The organism is Micromonospora sp. NPDC050784 (assembly GCF_044456765.1).
Lineage (GTDB): Bacteria > Actinomycetota > Actinomycetes > Mycobacteriales > Micromonosporaceae > Micromonospora > Micromonospora foliorum.
The window spans coordinates 32,979-50,815 of sequence record NZ_JBITGG010000007.1 but is presented as its reverse complement, the minus strand read 5'-3'; the positions used below and the strand labels follow the sequence as shown (position 1 = coordinate 50,815).

The 17,837-nt window shown below is 71.7% G+C and carries 11 protein-coding genes; 9 read left to right on the top strand and 2 right to left on the bottom strand.

Annotation, left to right across the window (positions count from 1 at the left end):
* Positions 1-120: 120 nt before the first annotated feature.
* Entirely contained in the window at positions 121-4,185 is a 4,065-nt protein-coding gene (hrpA, locus tag ACIBD9_RS11625; protein ID WP_396716775.1) for an ATP-dependent RNA helicase HrpA, read from the top strand.
* Between the two features lie 70 nt (positions 4,186-4,255).
* Here the strand turns inward: hrpA and ACIBD9_RS11620 are convergent, their stop codons facing one another.
* On the bottom strand, positions 4,256-5,188 hold the full coding sequence (locus tag ACIBD9_RS11620) for a LysR family transcriptional regulator (protein WP_396716773.1): 933 nt from the start codon (positions 5,186-5,188) through the stop codon (positions 4,256-4,258).
* 83 nt (positions 5,189-5,271) lie between these two features.
* Between ACIBD9_RS11620 and ACIBD9_RS11615 the strand changes: the two genes are divergently transcribed.
* The 7 genes from ACIBD9_RS11615 to ACIBD9_RS11585 all read left to right on the top strand — a co-directional run bounded on the left by ACIBD9_RS11615 (position 5,272) and on the right by ACIBD9_RS11585 (position 13,441).
* On the top strand, positions 5,272-5,955 hold the full coding sequence (locus ACIBD9_RS11615) for a succinate dehydrogenase cytochrome b subunit (RefSeq protein ID WP_307788828.1): 684 nt from the start codon (positions 5,272-5,274) through the stop codon (positions 5,953-5,955).
* A gap of 1 nt (position 5,956) precedes the next feature.
* Positions 5,957-7,894, top strand: a complete 1,938-nt coding sequence (locus ACIBD9_RS11610) for a fumarate reductase/succinate dehydrogenase flavoprotein subunit (protein WP_387177132.1) — start codon at positions 5,957-5,959, stop codon at positions 7,892-7,894.
* Positions 7,891-8,655 carry a succinate dehydrogenase/fumarate reductase iron-sulfur subunit gene (locus tag ACIBD9_RS11605; RefSeq protein ID WP_091401529.1) on the top strand — a complete coding sequence of 255 codons (765 nt, stop codon included), beginning with the start codon at positions 7,891-7,893 and terminating at the stop codon, positions 8,653-8,655. Before ACIBD9_RS11610 ends, ACIBD9_RS11605 begins: the two co-directional genes overlap by 4 nt.
* Positions 8,656-8,830: 175 nt before the next feature.
* Positions 8,831-10,015: a zinc-dependent alcohol dehydrogenase gene (locus ACIBD9_RS11600; RefSeq protein WP_396717169.1), complete on the top strand. Its 1,185-nt coding sequence runs from the start codon at positions 8,831-8,833 to the stop codon at positions 10,013-10,015.
* 123 nt (positions 10,016-10,138) lie between these two features.
* On the top strand, positions 10,139-11,059 hold the full coding sequence (locus tag ACIBD9_RS11595; RefSeq protein ID WP_396716770.1) for an SDR family NAD(P)-dependent oxidoreductase: 921 nt from the start codon (positions 10,139-10,141) through the stop codon (positions 11,057-11,059).
* A 113-nt stretch (positions 11,060-11,172) separates the two neighbouring features.
* The gene (locus ACIBD9_RS11590; RefSeq protein ID WP_387177134.1) at positions 11,173-12,177 is read left to right on the top strand and encodes a serine hydrolase; all 1,005 of its coding nucleotides are present in this window, start codon (positions 11,173-11,175) and stop codon (positions 12,175-12,177) included.
* A 124-nt stretch (positions 12,178-12,301) separates the two neighbouring features.
* Positions 12,302-13,441 carry an MBL fold metallo-hydrolase gene (locus ACIBD9_RS11585; RefSeq protein ID WP_396716768.1) on the top strand — a complete coding sequence of 380 codons (1,140 nt, stop codon included), beginning with the start codon at positions 12,302-12,304 and terminating at the stop codon, positions 13,439-13,441.
* Between the two features lie 59 nt (positions 13,442-13,500).
* On the opposite strand, the gene ACIBD9_RS11580 is transcribed toward ACIBD9_RS11585, so the two are convergent.
* The gene (locus ACIBD9_RS11580) at positions 13,501-15,012 is read right to left on the bottom strand and encodes a deoxyguanosinetriphosphate triphosphohydrolase family protein (RefSeq protein WP_396716766.1); all 1,512 of its coding nucleotides are present in this window, start codon (positions 15,010-15,012) and stop codon (positions 13,501-13,503) included.
* A 154-nt stretch (positions 15,013-15,166) separates the two neighbouring features.
* Between ACIBD9_RS11580 and ACIBD9_RS11575 the strand changes: the two genes are divergently transcribed.
* On the top strand, positions 15,167-17,674 hold the full coding sequence (locus ACIBD9_RS11575; RefSeq protein WP_396716764.1) for a Tex family protein: 2,508 nt from the start codon (positions 15,167-15,169) through the stop codon (positions 17,672-17,674).
* The last annotated feature ends 163 nt before the right edge of the window (positions 17,675-17,837 follow it).

Sequence of the window (17,837 nt, the reverse complement as noted above, 5' to 3'; positions counted from 1 at the left end):
GGCCGCCAACTCTAGGGCCCTGCTCGTGGCCGTCCAGGGACGGGAGGTGGCCTTCGGAGAGCCGGCCGCTCGGTAACCCAGGGGCGGTGCGCCGCCGGGCTGCCTATCCTTGGGCACGACATGCAGAATCCAACCGCCTCCGTCGCGTCCGACCCCGTTCGCGAGCTGCACCGCCGCCTCACACCTCTGATGTTCCGCGACCAGCGCCGGCTCCAGCGGCGGCTGGACGGTGCCCGCAAGCTGCGCGACCCGCAGCGTCGGGAGGCGGCGCTGACCGAGATCACCGCCGACCTGGTCCGGGCCGAGCAGCGGCTCGCCGCCCGCCAGGCGGCGGTCCCCGTGATCACGTACCCGGTGGGGCTGCCGGTCAGTGAGCGCAAGGACGACATCGCCGCCGCCATCCGTGATCACCAGGTGGTGATCGTGGCGGGCGAGACCGGCTCCGGCAAGACCACCCAGATCCCCAAGATCTGTCTGGAGTTGGGGCGCGGGGTGCACGGCCTGATCGGGCACACCCAGCCTCGGCGGTTGGCCGCCCGGACGGTGGCCGACCGAATCGCCGACGAGCTGGGCACCGAGTTGGGTGACGTGGTCGGCTACAAGGTGCGCTTCACCGACCAGGTCAGCGAGCGCAGCCTGGTGAAGCTGATGACCGACGGCATCCTGCTGGCCGAGTTGCAGACCGACCGGATGCTGCGCCAGTACGACACGTTGATCATCGACGAGGCGCACGAGCGCAGCCTCAACATCGACTTCATCCTCGGGTACCTGCGGGAGCTGCTGCCCCGCCGACCCGACCTCAAGGTGATCATCACCTCGGCGACCATCGAGACCGACCGGTTCGCCCGGCACTTCGCCGGCCCAGCCACCGCCGACGAGCCGGAGGGCGTGCCCGCGCCGGTGGTCGAGGTCTCCGGGCGTACCTACCCCGTGGAGGTGCGCTACCGGCCCCTCGTCGAGCTCGCCGAGGGCGAGGAGGACGGCGACGGCGACGAGGAGAACGTCCGCGACCAGATCCAGGCGATCGGCGACGCCGTCGAGGAGCTGGCCGCCGAGGGCCCCGGCGACATCCTGGTCTTCCTCAGCGGTGAGCGGGAGATCCGGGACACCGCCGACGCGCTGGGCAAGCTGGTGCAGAAGAAACGCTCGCTGCTCGGCACCGAGATACTGCCGCTGTACGCGCGGCTGTCCAGCGCCGAGCAGCACCGGGTCTTCGCCGCGCACTCGTCGCGCCGGGTGGTGCTCGCCACCAACGTCGCGGAGACCTCGCTGACCGTGCCCGGAATCAAGTACGTGGTGGATCCGGGCACCGCCCGCATCTCCCGCTACTCCAGCCGGCTGAAGGTGCAGCGGCTGCCGATCGAACCGATCTCACAGGCCTCGGCCAACCAGCGCAAGGGCCGCTGCGGCCGTACCTCGGACGGCATCTGCATCCGCCTCTACGACGAGCAGGACTTCCTCTCCCGGCCCGAGTTCACCGACCCGGAGATCCTGCGGACCAACCTGGCGTCGGTCATCCTCCAGATGACCGCGATCGGGCTCGGCGACCTCGCCGCGTTCCCGTTCATCGACCCGCCGGACAAGCGCAACATCACCGACGGCGTGAACCTGCTGCACGAGCTGGGCGCGTTGGACCCGACCGAGGCCGACCCGGCGAAGCGGCTCACCGCGCTCGGCCGGCGGCTGGCCCAGTTGCCTGTCGACCCGCGGCTGGCCCGGATGGTGGTCGAGGGCGAACGCAACGGCTGCGCCACCGAGGTGCTGGTGATCGCCGCCGCGCTGTCCATCCAGGACCCGCGGGAGCGGCCGGCGGAGAAGCAGGCCCAGGCGGACCAGGCGCACGCCCGGTTCGCCGACAAGGAGTCGGACTTCGTCGCGTTCCTCAACCTGTGGCGCTACCTGCGCGAGCAGCAGCGGGAGCTCTCCTCCAGCGCGTTCCGTCGGATGTGCAAGGCGGAGTACCTGAACTACCTGCGGATCCGCGAGTGGCAGGACATCGTCAGCCAACTGCGGCAGGTGCTGCGTACCCCGCAGGAGGGCGACCGGCGTGGTGGGCGCCCGGCGCGCGACACCTCGGACGACGCGGACGCCGGCCGGGGCCGCCGGGGTGGCGCGGACCTGCCGGAGGAGATCGACACCCCGAAGGTGCACCAGTCGCTGCTACCCGGCCTGCTGTCGCACATCGGCCTGAAGGACGCCCAGAAACACGAGTACCTGGGGGCGCGGGGCGCGAAGTTCGCGCTCTTCCCGGGGTCGGCGTTGTTCAAGAAGCCACCGCGCTGGGTGATGGCGGCCGAACTGGTGGAGACCTCCCGGCTGTGGGGCCGCATCGCCGGCCGGGTCGAGCCGGAGTGGGTCGAGCCGCTCGCGCAGCACCTGGTCAAGCGCAGCTACAGCGAACCGCACTGGGAGAAGAAGCAGGCCGCGGTGATGGCCTACGAGAAGGTCACCCTGCACGGCGTCCCGCTGGTCAGCTCCCGCAAGGTCAACTTCGGGCGGATCGACCCGACGCTGAGCCGGGAGCTGTTCATCCGGCACGCCCTGGTCGAGGGCGACTGGCAGACCCACCACCAGTTCTGGACGGACAACAAGCGGCTGCTCGCCGAGATCGAGGAGCTGGAGAGCCGGGCCCGGCGCCGGGACATCCTGGTCGACGACGAGACCATCTTCGGCTTCTACGACCAGCGGATCCCGGCCGACGTGTCCTCCGGGCGGCACTTCGACAGCTGGTGGAAGAAGGTTCGCCGCGAGCAACCCGACCTTCTCACCTTCACCCGCGACCTGCTGATCAACGACGGCCGGCCGGGGGTGGACGAGGACGACTACCCGGACGAGTGGCAGGCCGACGGGGTGAGCCTGCCGCTGACCTACCGGTTCGAGCCGGGCACGTCGGACGACGGCGTCACGGTGGACATCCCGCTGCCGCTGCTGAACCAGGTGCCGGCGGAGAGCTTCGACTGGCAGGTGCCAGGGCTGCGCGAGGAGACGGTGATCGCGCTGATCCGCTCGCTGCCCAAGGCGATCCGCCGCAACTTCGTCCCGGTGCCGGACTACGCCCGGGCCGCGCTGGCGGCGATCACGCCCGGCGAGGAGTCGCTGCTGGACGCGCTCACCCGCCAGCTGCGCCGGATGACCGGGGTGACCGTGCCCCGGGACGCCTGGGAACCGGCCAAGCTGCCGGCGCACCTGCGGGTGACCTTCCGGGTCCTCGGCGACGACGAGAAGCCGGTCGCCGAGGGCAAGGACCTGCCGGCCCTGCAACGCCAACTCCGCCAGGAGGTACGCCAGGTGGTGGCGGCCGCCGCGCCCGAGGTGGCCCGTACCGGGCTGCGCGAGTGGAGCATCGGCACGCTGCCTCGCACCATCGAGCAGGTCCGCGCCGGTTACGCGGTCACCGCGTACCCGGCGCTCGTCGACGAGGGCGCCACGGTCGGGGTGAAGGTGTTCGACTCCCCCGCCGAGGCGGAGGCGGCGCACTGGGCCGGCACCCGCCGGCTGCTGCGGCTCACCGTGCCGTCCCCGGCGCGGTTCCTGCAGGGGCGGCTGGACAACGAGGCGAAGCTGGCGTTGAGCCGCAACCCGCACGGCGGCGTGCAGGAGCTGATCGAGGACGCGGCGGGCGCGGCCATCGACCGGCTGATCGGTGTGGCCGGCGGGCCGGCGTGGGACGCCGACGGTTTCGCGGCCCTGCGCGAGAAGGTTCGCGCCGACCTCGTCGACACCGTCGTCGAGGTGATGGACCGGGTGCGCAAGGTCCTCGCCGCCGCGTACGCCGTCGAGCAGCGGCTCGGCGCGACCCGCAACCTCGCCGTGGTGGCGGCGCTGGCCGACATCCGCAGCCAGCTCGCCGGGTTGGTGCACGCCGGTTTCATCACCGAGACCGGGTACGCGCGGCTGCCCGACCTGCTGCGCTACCTCACCGCCATCGAGCGTCGACTGGACCGGCTGGGCGGCAACCCGCAGCGGGACCGTCAGCAGCAGGACCGGATCGCGGTGGTGCAGAAGGAGTACGCCGACCTGCTCGCCAACCTGCCGCCGGCCCGCCGACAGGAGACGGCCGTCCGGCAGATCCGCTGGATGATCGAGGAGCTGCGGGTGAACGTCTTCGCCCAGGCGTTGGGCACCCCGTACCCCGTCTCCGAGCAGCGGATCTACCGAGCGATGGACGACGCCGAGGGCCGCTGAGCCGCCGGCGGCCGGGCCGCCGCCTCTTCGTGGCGGCGGCCCCGGCTTCCCGGCGGCGGCCCCGGCCGGGTCAGGTCAGTGGTTCGACGCCGGGGGGCAGTTCGCCGAGGTCGATCGCCGACTGGATGTAGGCGAGCAGGATGCGTCGAAGCTCCCGACCTGCGTGGGTGGGTACGACGTCGCGGCGGCGGGCCACCGCGATAGTCCGCCGCACCCCGGGCGGGGCGAGGGGGGTGATCCGCACGCCCGGCCGGCGAGCCAGCACGATGCCCGGCACGAGCGCAATGCCGAGCCCCGCCTCCACGAAGCTGAGCACCGCGTCCATCTCGCCGCCGTCCACCGCGAAGGTCGGTTCGAAGCCAGCCTCCCGACACGCCTGGATGGTCGCGTCGCGCAGGTCGTACCCCTCCCGGAACATCACCATCGGCTGGTCCCGCAGGTCGGTGATGCGCAGCTCCCCGGTCGTCGACGCGGTCGCCACCTCCCCGACCGAGGCCACCACGAGACTCTCCCGCAGGATCGGGTCGACCCGCAGCCCCGGGTCGGCGCCCTGCGCCGGCATGATGATCAGGGCCAGGTCGAGATCGCCCCGGAGCAGGTCACGCACCAGGTCCTGGGAGCCGCCCTCCTCGACGCGGAGGTCGATGGTGGGGTGCGCGTCGCGGAACCGGCGCAGCACCGGCGGGGCGAGCGAGGTGGCCAGACTGGGGGTGGCCCCGAGCCGGACCCGGCCCCGGCGCAGCCCGACCAACTCCTGGACCTCCCTCGTCGCGGTCTCCACGTCGGCGAGGATCCGGGTGGCCAACGGCAGCAGCACCTCACCCGCCGCGGTGAGCGTGATGTTGCCCCTTACCCGCTCGAACAACGGGGCGCCGAGGTCGGCCTCCAGAGCGTGAATTTGCTTACTGAGCGAGGGCTGCGTGATGCCCACGATGTCGGCGGCTTGGGTGAAATGTCGTACTTCGGCCACCGCGACGAAGTACCGGAGCTGATGGAGCTGCATCTAAATAGCCTACGGCTATCAACACTGCGAGTTTGATGCATTGGACGACTGATCGAAGTGCTCCTAGCGTCGGTCCTGTGGTAATCACGAAAACTCGGTCGCCCATCCGCTCGAACGTCGGCCTCAAGGCCGTCATGGCGGTGACGGGCATCCTGCTGGCGCTCTTCCTCATCGCCCACATGCTCGGGAACCTGAAGGTGTTCACGGGGGAGACCTCGTTCGACCACTACGCGCACTGGCTGCGCGACATCGGCAAGCCACTACTGCCGGGCGTCTGGTTCCTGTGGATCCTGCGCACCGTGCTGGTGGTGGCGGTGGTCGCGCACATCGTGGCCGCCACCGTGCTGGCCAGGCGTGCCCGCGCCGCCCGCCCGGTCAAGTACGCCCACCGCAAGAAGGTCAACGGCAGCTACGCGGCCCGCACGATGCGCTGGGGTGGAGTGATCATCCTGCTCTTCGTGATCTACCACCTGCTGGACCTGACCACCGGCACGCTGAACCCGGTCGGCGACGCCAGCAAGCCGTACGGCAACGTCGTCGCCGACTTCGCGCCGGAACGCTGGTACGTCACGCTCTTCTACACGCTGGCCATCCTCGCGGTGGGCTTCCACCTGCGCCACGGCGCGTTCAGCGCGTTCCGCAGCCTCGGCCAGCAGACGCCACGCGGCGAGCGCAGGGCGCGTACCGCGGCTCTGGTCTTCGCCGTGCTGCTCTGCGCCGGGTACCTGGTGGTCCCGTTCGCCGTACTCACCGGATTGGTGTCCTGACATGGAACTCTTCACCGAGGGCGACCCGATCGCCGACACCAAGGCTCCCGCCGGCCCGGTCGACAAGCGTTGGGAGACCCGGCGCTTCGAGGCCAAGCTGGTCAACCCCGCCAACCGCCGCAAGATGACGGTGATCGTGGTCGGCACCGGCCTGGCCGGCGGCTCGGCCGCCGCGACCCTGGCCGAGCAGGGCTACCACGTCAAGTCCTACTGCTACCAGGACAGCCCGCGCCGGGCGCACTCCATCGCGGCGCAGGGCGGCATCAACGCGGCCAAGAACTACCGCAACGACGGCGACTCCGTGCACCGGCTCTTCTACGACACCGTCAAGGGCGGCGACTTCCGCTCCCGGGAGTCGAACGTGCACCGGCTCGCCGAGGTGTCGGTGAACATCATCGACCAGTGCGTCGCCCAGGGGGTGCCGTTCGCCCGCGAGTACGGCGGCCTGCTGGACACCCGCTCCTTCGGTGGCGCCCAGGTGCAGCGCACCTTCTACGCCCGGGGCCAGACGGGCCAGCAACTGTTGCTCGGCGCGTACCAGGCGCTGGAGCGGCAGATCGGCCTGGGCAACGTGGAGATGAACGCCCGGCACGAGATGCTGGAGCTGGTCCTGGTGGACGGCAAGGCCCGGGGCATCGTCGTCCGGGACCTGGTCACCGGCGAGATCAGCACCGAGATGGCGGATGCCGTGGTGCTCGCCTCCGGCGGCTACGGCAACGTCTTCTACCTCTCCACCAACGCCAAGGGCTGCAACGTCACCGCCACCTGGCGGGCGCACCGCAAGGGCGCGTACTTCGCCAACCCGTGTTACACGCAGATCCACCCGACCTGCATCCCGGTCTCCGGCGACCACCAGTCGAAGCTGACCCTGATGAGCGAGTCGCTGCGCAACGACGGCCGGGTCTGGGTGCCGAAGACCAAGGGTGACGACCGCAGCCCGAAGGACATTCCGGAGGACGAGCGGGACTACTACCTGGAGCGGATCTACCCCTCCTTCGGCAATCTGGTCCCCCGCGACATCGCCTCCCGCGCCGCGAAGAACGTGTGCGACGAGGGCCGGGGCGTCGGCCCGACCAAGCTCGGCGTCTACCTCGACTTCGCCGACGCGATCGGTCGGCTGGGCCGCAAGGCCATCGAGGCCAAGTACGGCAACCTCTTCGAGATGTACGAGCGGATCACCGGCGAGGACCCGTACGAGGTGCCGATGCGCATCTATCCCGCCGTGCACTACACGATGGGCGGCCTGTGGGTCGACTACGACCTCCAGTCGAACATCCCCGGCCTGTTCGTGATCGGCGAGGCGAACTTCTCCGACCACGGCGCCAACCGGCTCGGCGCCTCGGCGCTGATGCAGGGCCTCGCCGACGGCTACTTCGTGCTGCCCACCACCATCGCCAACTACCTGGCCTCCGGTCCGCTGGAGAAGGTCGACGCCAGTCACCCGGCGGCGGTCGAGGCGCGCACCGACGTCGAGGACCGCGTCCAGCGGCTGCTCGCTGTCGACGGCGACCGGACCGTGGACTCGTTCCACCGGGAACTGGGCCAGATCATGTGGGAGCACTGCGGCATGGAGCGCAGCGAGGCCGGGCTGCGCAAGGCGATCGACGAGATCCGCGCCCTGCGCGAGCAGTTCTGGCAGCGGGTCAAGGTGTCCGGCACCGGCGAGGAGCTCAACCAGTCGCTGGAGAAGGCCGGCCGGGTGGCCGACTTCTTCGAACTGGCCGAGCTGATGTGCATCGACGCCCTGCACCGCGAGGAGTCCTGCGGCGGCCACTTCCGGGCCGAGCACCAGACCCCCGACGGTGAGGCGCAGCGCGACGACGACCGGTTCGCGTACGTGGCGGCCTGGGAGTTCACCGCCGACGGCGAGCCCTCGGTGCTGCACAAGGAAGACCTGAAGTTCGAATACGTCCACCCCACGCAGCGGAGCTACAAGTGAACCTGACCCTGCGCATCTGGCGCCAGAAGGGCCCTGAGGACAAGGGTCGGATGGTGACCTACCCGGTCGACGACGTGTCCCCGGACATGTCGTTCCTGGAGATGCTCGACGTCCTCAACGAGCGGCTGATCCTCGCGGGCGAGGACCCGGTGGCGTTCGACCATGACTGCCGCGAGGGCATCTGCGGCATGTGCGGCCTGATGATCAACGGTGACGCGCACGGGCCGCAGCGCGGCACCACCGCCTGCCAACTGCACATGCGGCAGTTCAAGGACGGCGAGACGATCGACATCGAGCCGTGGCGGGCCAGCGCCTTCCCGGTCGTCAAGGACCTGGTCGTCAACCGGAGCGCCTTCGACAAGATCATCGCGGCTGGCGGCTACGTCACTGCGCCGACCGGCAGCGCACCCGAGGCCCACTCCACCCCGGTGGCCAAGGCCAACGCCGACGCCGCCTTCGAGTCGGCGGCCTGCATCGGCTGCGGTGCCTGCGTGGCCGCCTGCCCGAATGGCTCCGGAATGCTGTTCACCGCCGCCAAGCTCACCCAGCTCTCGCTGCTGCCGCAGGGCCAGCCGGAGCGCTACACCCGGGTCATCGGCATGGTCGACGCGCACGACGAGGCCGGCTTCGGCGGCTGCACCAACGCCGGCGAATGCACCCCGGCCTGCCCGAAGGGCATCCCGCTGAACACCATCGGCCGGCTCAACCGCGACTACCTCGCGGCCACCGCCAAGGGAGCCAACAACACCCCCGGTTCCTGAGGCCCACCGCACGACGCCAGACCGCCGTATCCCGCTTCCTAGGGGGTACGGCGGTCTGGCGTTTGGCTCTTGGCCTGTGGTTGCGGTGGGGCTGAGGCCGGGGGCAGGCGGCCGGTTCAAGTGCCCGAGCCCGGGTAGCAGTCTTCCCAGACGGCAGGAAGAAGGGATGAGGGACATGAAGGCGCTCACCTGGCAGGGCAAGCGGGACGTACGGGTCGAGGAGGTCCCGGACCCGGAGATCAAGGAGCCGACCGACGCGATCGTGAAGATCACTTCGACCGCGATCTGTGGTTCCGACCTGCACCTGTACGAGGTGCTCGGGCCGTACCTGAAGCCGGGTGACGTCCTGGGTCACGAGCCGATGGGCATCGTCGAGGAGGTCGGGTCGGAGGTGAGCGGGCTCAAGCCGGGCGATCGGGTGGTGGTGCCGTTCAACATCGCCTGCGGCAGTTGCTGGATGTGCGAGCGCCAGCTCTACGCCCAGTGTGAGACCACCCAGGTCACCAGCGAGGGCAAGGGCGCGGCCCTGTTCGGCTACACGTCGCTCTACGGTTCGGTGCCGGGTGGGCAGGCCGAGTACCTGCGCGTCCCGCAGGCCCACTTCGGGCCGATCAAGATCCCGCAGACCGGCGCGGACGAGCGCTACCTCTACCTGTCCGACATTCTGCCCACCGCCTGGCAGGCGGTGAAGTACGCGGACACTCCGCCGGGTGGCACCCTTGCCGTCTTCGGCCTGGGCCCGGTCGGGCAGTTCTGCGCGCGGATCGGCCGTCATCTTGGCGCGGGCCGGGTGATCGGGCTGGACCTGGTGCCGGAGCGGCTGGAGTTGGCCCGCCGGCACGGCATCGAGGTGCTCGACGTCAGTGAGCTGTCCGACGTGCCGGGCGCGCTGATCGACCTGGTCGACGGGCGTGGCCCGGACGCGGTGATCGACGCGGTCGGGATGGAGGCGCACGGTTCGCCGGTGGGGAAGTTCGCCCACGCCGCGGTCGGGCTGCTGCCGGACAAGCTGGCCCAGACGATGACCGACCGGGTCGGCGTGGACCGGCTGTCCGTCCTGCACGCCGCGGTCAAGGGGGTCCGTCGCGGTGGCACCGTGTCGATCTCCGGCGTGTACGGCGGCGAGGCGGACCCGATGCCGCTGATGGAGATGTTCGACCGGGGCATCCAGCTGCGGATGGGGCAGTGTCACGTGCGCCGGTGGACCGACGAGATCCTGCCGCTGCTCGCCGGCGACGACGACCCGCTGGGCGTGGAGGACCTGCGTACCCACCGGGTGCCGCTGGCCCGGGCGCCGCAGGCGTACGAGATGTTCCAGAAGAAGGAGGACGGCTGCATCAAGGTCGTGCTCGAACCATGAGTGCGAGGAGTGAGCCGGGGTTGCGAGCCCCGCAGTCACGATTGCAGCGGGCACCATGAGTGCGAGGAGTGAGCCGGGGTTGCGAGCCCCGCAGTCACGATTGCAGCGGGCACCGTGAGCCGGGTGGTCGTGATCGTTGGCGCGAGCAGCGGGATCGGTCGGGCGACGGCCCGGGCGTTCGCCGAGCGCGGCGACCGCCTGGTCCTCGCCGCTCGCGCCACCACGACCCTGGCCGAGGTACGCGCGGAGTGCGCCGACGTCGACGTGCTGACCGTGCCGACCGACGTGACCGTGCCGGGCGCGCTGGACGCTCTCGCGGGCGCGGCCGTCGACCGCTTCGGCCGCATCGACGTGTGGGTGCACACGGCGGCGGTGATGGCCTACGGTCGCTTCGACGAGCTGCCGGAACGGGTCTTCGACCAGGTGGTGCGGACCGACCTGCTCGGTGCTGCCGGCTCGGTGCGGGTGGCGCTGCGGCATTTCCGGGCCGCCGGGGCCGGCACGGTGGTCCTCACCGGTTCGGTGCTGGCGCACATCACCGCGCCGTACATGAGCGCCTACGTGGCGAGCAAGTGGGGGTTGCAGGGTCTGGTCCGGACGGTGCAGCAGGAGTTGCGCGACAGCCCGGAGATCCGGCTGTGTCTCGTCAACCCGGGCAGCGTGGACACTCCGGTGTACCAGCAGGCGGCCAACTATCTGGGTCGGGTCGGACGACCTCCGCCGCCGATCGCCGGCCCGCAGCGGGTGGCCCGCGCCATCGTGCACTGCGTGGACCGGCCCCGCCGGGAGGTCTCCGTGGGCCGGCTCAACGTGCTGCTGCGGGCCGGCTTCACCGTGCTGCCAGGGGTCTACGACGTACTCGTCGGGCCGTTGATGCGGGCGGCGGGCCTGAGTGGTCGGTCAGTCGCCGCGCACGACGGTTCGGTCTTCGCCCCGAACCCGGCCGGCGAGTCGGTACGCGGCGGCCACCTGCCCGACCTGCGACAACTCGTGGCCGGGTCGGCCGGTGCGGTCGGCGCCGCTCTGCGTCGACGGTTCGGCTGAGCTGTTCGGGACTGTTCGGAACACTTCGGGGGGACATTGTGGATCGATCAACTCGCCTAGGGTGGTGGGCCAGTAAGCGCTCTGGCGCACCACGATGGGGGAGACGATCGATCATGCGACTGAACCGCAGAACGGCACTCGGGTTGGGCACGGTGGTCACCGCCGGCACGGTGCTGGGCGCCGCCTCCTCGGCGAGCGCCGCCGAGAGCACCGAGGCCGTCCCGACCACGCCCGCCCGGGCCGCGCGCCGGGTCGCCGAGGTCTTCGCCAAGCACAGTGCTGAGGCCGGCGGCAACTGGCAGGCGTACGTCAGCGTCGCCGACCCGGCCGGTACGCCGGTGGTCGCGGTGGAGGCTGACGCGGACCGGCGGATCGAGGCGTACAGCGTCAACAAGATCGCCGTCGCCACGGCGGTGCTCGACAAGGTCGACCGAGGGCTGCTCACCCTGGACCAGCAGGTCGAGGTGAGCGCGGCGATCGTCGTACCGGGCGGGGACGGCATCTTCAGCCTGGACGGCGCGTACCCGAGTCTGGTGACCCTCGGGCACGTGCTGGCCAACCTGCTGACCGTCTCGGACGACACGGCGGTGCGGCTGTGCGGGCTGGTCGCCCCGGCCGCCGAGATCAACTCCATCCTGGTCGCCAAGGGCTTCCCGAACACCCAGGTCCAGCCGGTGGCCAACCCGAACCGGTTCTTCCTCGGCACCAGCACCCCCCGGGAGACGCACGACCTGCTGCGCGCCCTGGTCGCTGGCACGCTGCTCTCCCCCGCCTCGACGACGTACCTGTTGGGCATCCTGCGCTCCCCGGTGGCGTTCACCGACGGCATCCGGCGCACCATGTCCTCCGACGAGCGGGCCCGGATCGCCACCAAGGCCGGCTGGTACGCCGACGCCCGGCACGAGGCCGGCGTGATCTTCGACCGTTCCGGCGCGGCGGTGCTCACCTACGCGCTCTTCGCCGACGGGCAGGCCAACCCGGAGGACTTCGGCGCGACCCACCCGGCGGTGCAGGCCCGGGCCGCCATGGGCCCCAGGTTCCTGGCCGCGGTGGACCGCATCGCGGGCGTCGGCAGGACGTTCCGGATCACCGCCCGACGCCCCAGCAACGGCGGCTAGGGCACCCGCTGAGCTTGTCCCGGGTCGGTCGCCGCTGCCGGCGACCGACCCGGCGTGGCAACCACCGAGGCACGGGTCGGTCCGGGTGACTACCGTGTAGGGCGGACACGTCGGAGGGACGGCAATGGCACGAGCGCAGAACACGGACGTCGAACGGTCGCTCGGGCGACGGATGCGGGGCGCGGCCGGCCTGGCCGCGCTGGCCGGCCTGGCCTGGGTCGCCCGGGATGTGCCGGCGGCGCTGGGGGGCCGGCTCAGCGGGGCGCGGGCGGAACGGGCGGCCCGCTCGCCGCAGTTCCGCGAGGGCACCTTCCACAACCGGACGGGCACCCGCACGATGGTCGCCGAGCCGGGGCGCAACCTGCTCCGCGAGCTGATCTTCGGCAAGCAGAAGCGGCGTCCGACCGCGCCGGTGCCGCTGCTGCGCCCCAGCGCCGGCGGCCCGGAGGCCGCCGACGAGCTCAACATCGTCTGGTACGGCCACGCCTCGACGCTTGTCGAGATCGAGGGGCGGCGGGTGCTGCTCGACCCGGTCTGGAGCGACCGGTGCTCGCCCTCGGGGCTGGTCGGCCCGCGCCGGCTGCACGAACCACCGGTGGGCATCGACGAGCTGCCCCCGCTGGACGCCATCCTGATCTCGCACGACCACTACGACCACCTCGACATGGCCACCGTGCGGGCGCTGCTCGCCGGGCAGTCCGCGCCGTTCCTGGTGCCGCTGGGCGTGGGCGCGCACCTGGACCGCTGGGGCGTACCCGCCGAGCGGATCATCGAGCTGGACTGGTCCGAGTCGCACCAGGTCGCCGGCCTGGAGATCACCGCCACCGCCGCCCAACACTTCTCCGGTCGCGGGCTGCGCCGCGACGGCACGCTCTGGAGCTCGTGGGTGGTGGCCGGGGCGCGCCGCAAGGTCTTCTACACCGGCGACTCCGGTTACTTCGACGGGTACGCGGAGATCGGCGCCGAGCACGGGCCGTTCGACGTGACGCTGATGCAGATCGGCGCGTACGACCGGGCCTGGCCGTCGATCCACATGTTCCCGGAGGAGGCGGTCACCGCCCACCTCGACCTGCGCGGCGGGCTGTTCGTACCGGTGCACTGGGCGACGTTCAACCTGGCCCTGCACGACTGGTCCGAGCCGGTCGACCGGCTGTGGGCCGAGGCGAAGGCCCGCGACGTGCGGCTCGCCGTGCCCCGCCCCGGCGAGCGGGTGGTGGTCGACGAGCCGCCCGCCGTCGACGGCTGGTGGCAGTCGGTCGCCTGAGTCAGGCCAGAGCTTAGTCAGGCCAGAGCTGAGCCCGGCCGGAGCTGAGCCCGGCCGGGTCAGAGCACGAACGCGTCGGTCCAGAGCGCGCCGGACCGGCCGGAGAGGGCGTCCAGCATGGCCACCGCCTGACCGTCGGTGAGCTGCGCGACGAAGTCCACGATGGCTCGCCCCCGGGCACGACCGATCCGGTCCGGGGTACGCGGGTGCAGCTCCGCCTCGGCCAACTCGACCAGGTCGTGCAGCCGGCGGGGCAGCCGGGACTCCTCCTCCGGGTCGAGCAGCCACTCCCAGAGCGCCTCGACCAGGGTGCCCAGCAGCCGGGCCTGGCCGCGCTGGTGCAGGGCGAGATCCGGGCGGGCCAGCACGAACCGGTGGTGGACGAACTTGAGCACCTGCACCTCGTGCCACTGCGCGCAGCCCAGCAGCACGTGCCCGGAGCGCACCGACGGCTGGTCGGTGACCGTGATCGCCTCCACGAATCGGGTGGACCAGCGGGCGGAGAACCGCGCCACGTACTGCTCGGCCTCGATCGAGCCGTCGAACGGCATCGCGAGCAGCCCGTCCACCAACTCCTCGCGGACGTGCTCGACGGCGGCGGCGAACGCGTCGTCGTCGGCGATCCAGGCGTCCTTGCGGTGCAGTTGCCGGCGTAGCCGCTCGATCGCCGCCCCGGGGCGCCGGGCCGCCGTGGCCAGCGCCGCGTCGGTGATCGCCCGGAAGTGCCCGCTCTCGCGCTGCCAGGCCATCAACTCCGCGGAGACCGAACCCTGCTGGAGCACACCGACGCGGTAGAAGTCCTCCACGTCGTGGATGGCGTACGCGATGTCGTCGGCGGTGTCCATCACGGACGCCTCCACGGTCTGCTGCCAGTCCGGGATGCGACCGGCGAACGGCTCCCGGGCCTGCCGCAGGTCGTCCAGCTCGGTCCGGTACGCGCCGAACTTCGACGAGCCGCTGTCCGGGTCGTCCGGCGGCGGGGTGGCGCCGCGCGGCGGGGGATCCATCGTGCGGGGGTGCGGGTCGGGGTGGTCCAGGCGGGTCCACGGGTACTTCAACATCGCCGCGCGGACCGCCGCGGTCAGGTCCAACCCGGTGGTGGCCGCGCCGCGGATCTCGGTGCTGGTGACGATCCGGTACGACTGCGCGTTGCCCTCGAAGCCGTCGGAGAGGCCGAGGCGCTGGCGGGCCAGCCGGTCCAGCACCCGCTCCCCCAGGTGCCCGAACGGTGGGTGGCCGAGGTCGTGGGCGAGCGCCGCCGCCTCCACCACGTCGGGGTCGCAGCCGCCGAGCTTGTCCAGCAGGTCACGCCACCGCTCGTCGCCGCCCAACCGCTCGGCGACCGCCCGGGCCACCTGGGCGACCTTGAGGCTGTGGGTGAGCCGGTTGTGCACCAGCAGCCCGGAGCCGACCGGGCTGATCACCTGGGTGACACCGCCGAGGCGGGCGAAGAACGGCGAGCCGACGATCCGGTCCCGGTCGGCGCGGAACGGGTTGGCCGTGAGGTCACCGAGGGCCCGGGCGCTGCCGCCGAACAGCCGCCGGGCACGCGGCTCCGCAGCAGATTCCATGATCGCCACGCTAGCGCAGGCCCGACGGGACCGCCGTCGCTCACCCCGGCCGGGCCAAGCGGTTGCGTCCCCCGCCCCGGCCGGGCGCGGCGACAGCGCCCCGGCCCGCCCGGCAGAATGCAGGCGTACCCACTCCCGAAGGCGGATCGAGATCGTGACCCAGTCTGTTCATCAGCGGATCGCCGACGAGCTCGGCGTGGCCGAGCGCCAGGTGCGGGCGGCCGTGGAGCTGCTCGACGGCGGCTCCACCGTGCCGTTCATCGCCCGCTACCGCAAGGAGGCCACCGGCCTGCTCGACGACACCCAGCTACGCACCCTGGAGGAGCGGCTGCGCTACCTGCGCGAGCTGGACGAGCGGCGGGCCGCGGTGCTGGAGTCGATCCGCGGCCAGGGCAAGTTGGACGAGGCCCTGGAAGCGCAGATCATGGCCGCCGACTCGAAGTCCCGGCTGGAGGACATCTACCTCCCGTACAAGCCGAAGCGGCGGACCCGGGCGCAGATCGCCCGCGAGGCCGGGTTGGCGCCGTTGGCCGAGACGCTGCTGGCCGACCCGAGTCAGGACCCGCGGGCCACCGCCGCCGGGTTCGTCGATGAGGAGAAGGGCGTCGCCGACGCCGCCGCCGCGCTGGAGGGCGCGCGGGCGATCCTCATCGAGACCTTCGCGGAGGACGCCGACCTGATCGGCACGCTGCGCGAGCAGATGTGGTCGCGGGGCCGGCTGGTTTCCCGGGTACGCGAGGGTCAGGAGGCGGCCGGCGCCAAGTTCGCCGACTACTTCGACTTCTCCGAGCCCTACCCGAAGCTTCCCTCGCACCGGATCCTGGCGATGTTCCGGGGCGAGAAGGAGGGCGTGCTCGACCTGACGATGGAGTCGGAGGAGGCGGGCGAGGCGGACGCCGTACCGACCGGCCCGACCCGGTACGAGGCGGCCATCGCCGGCCGGTTCGGGGTGTCCGACGCGGGCCGCCCGGCCGACCGCTGGCTGGCCGACACGGTCCGCTGGGCGTGGCGTACCCGGATCCTCATCCACCTCGGCGCGGACCTGCGGATGCGGCTGTGGCAGGCAGCCGAGGAGGAGGCCGTCCGGGTCTTCGCCACCAACCTGCGGGACCTGCTGCTCGCCGCGCCGGCCGGCACCCGGCCCACCATGGGCCTGGACCCGGGCCTGCGGACCGGCGTGAAGGTGGCCGTGGTGGACGCCACCGGCAAGGTGGTCGCCACCGACACGATCTACCCGCACGAGCCGCGCCGGCAGTGGGACGCGTCGGTGGAGACCCTGGCGCGGCTGGCCGGGGCGCACGGGGTGGAGCTGATCGCGATCGGCAACGGCACCGCCTCCCGCGAGACCGACAAGCTCGCCGCCGACCTGATCGCCCGGCACCCGCAGCTCAACCTGACCAAGGTGATGGTCTCCGAGGCCGGCGCGTCGGTCTACTCCGCCTCCGCGTACGCCTCGCAGGAGCTGCCCGGGATGGACGTGTCGCTGCGCGGCGCGGTCTCCATCGCCCGCCGCCTCCAGGACCCCCTCGCGGAGCTGGTCAAGATCGACCCGCGCTCGATCGGGGTCGGTCAGTACCAGCACGACCTGTCCGAGGTGAAGTTGTCCCGGTCGCTGGACGCGGTCGTGGAGGACTGCGTCAACGCGGTCGGGGTGGACGTCAATACCGCCTCCGCGCCGCTGCTGACCCGGGTCTCCGGGATCGGCGCCGGCCTGGCGGAGAACATCGTGCTGCACCGGGACGCCAACGGGCCGTTCCGCTCGCGTACCGAGCTGAAGAAGGTGGCCCGGCTCGGGCCGAAGGCGTTCGAGCAGTGCGCCGGCTTCCTGCGCATCCCGGACGGCGACGACCCGCTGGACTCCTCCAGCGTGCACCCCGAGGCGTACCCGGTGGTGCGCCGGATCCTCTCCACCACCGGGCAGGACCTGCGCTCGGTGATCGGCAAGAGCGGCATCCTGCGGGGGCTGCGGGCCACCGACTTCGTCGACGACCGGTTCGGCCTGCCCACCGTCACCGACATCCTCGCCGAGCTGGAGAAGCCGGGCCGGGATCCCCGTCCGGAGTTCCGCACCGCCACCTTCGTCGAGGGGGTGGAGAAGATCAGCGACCTGACGCCGGGGATGGTGCTGGAGGGCGTGGTCACCAACGTGGCCGCGTTCGGCGCGTTCGTCGACGTCGGCGTGCACCAGGACGGTCTGGTGCACGTCTCGGCGATGTCCCGGACCTTCGTGAAGGACCCTCGCGAGGTGGTGAAGTCCGGCGACGTGGTCAAGGTCCGGGTGCTCGACGTGGACGTACCCCGCAAGCGGATCTCGCTGACCCTGCGCCTGGACGACGAGCCCCCGACCGGCGGCGGTGGCGGTCGGACGAGCCAGGAGGGGCGTGGCGGTCCGGCGCAGCGCGCGCCGCAGGGTGGTCGCGGCGGGCAGGGCGCGTCCGGTGGCCAGCAGGGTGGTCGCGGCAGCGGACAGCCCGACGGCCGTGGCGGACAGGGCGGTCGTAGCGGCGGACAGGGCGGACGCGGCAGCGCGCAGGATGGCCGCGGTGGGCAGGGCGGCCGTGGCGGCGGGCAGCAGGGCGGCCGTGGCGGGCAGCGGCAGGGCGCACCGGCGCCGGCCAACGACGCGATGGCGGAGGCCCTGCGCCGCGCCGGACTGGCCTGACCCCGTTCAGCACGTCAACCCCGTCCCGCCCCGTCCCGTCCCGTCCCGTCCGTCCCGTCGATCATGGAGTTGTGGTGGGCGACAAATCGCCTGAATAACACCAAACCAGGCACCACAACTCCATGATCGACGAAGCCGAGCCGCCCTTCTCCGTCGATCTTGC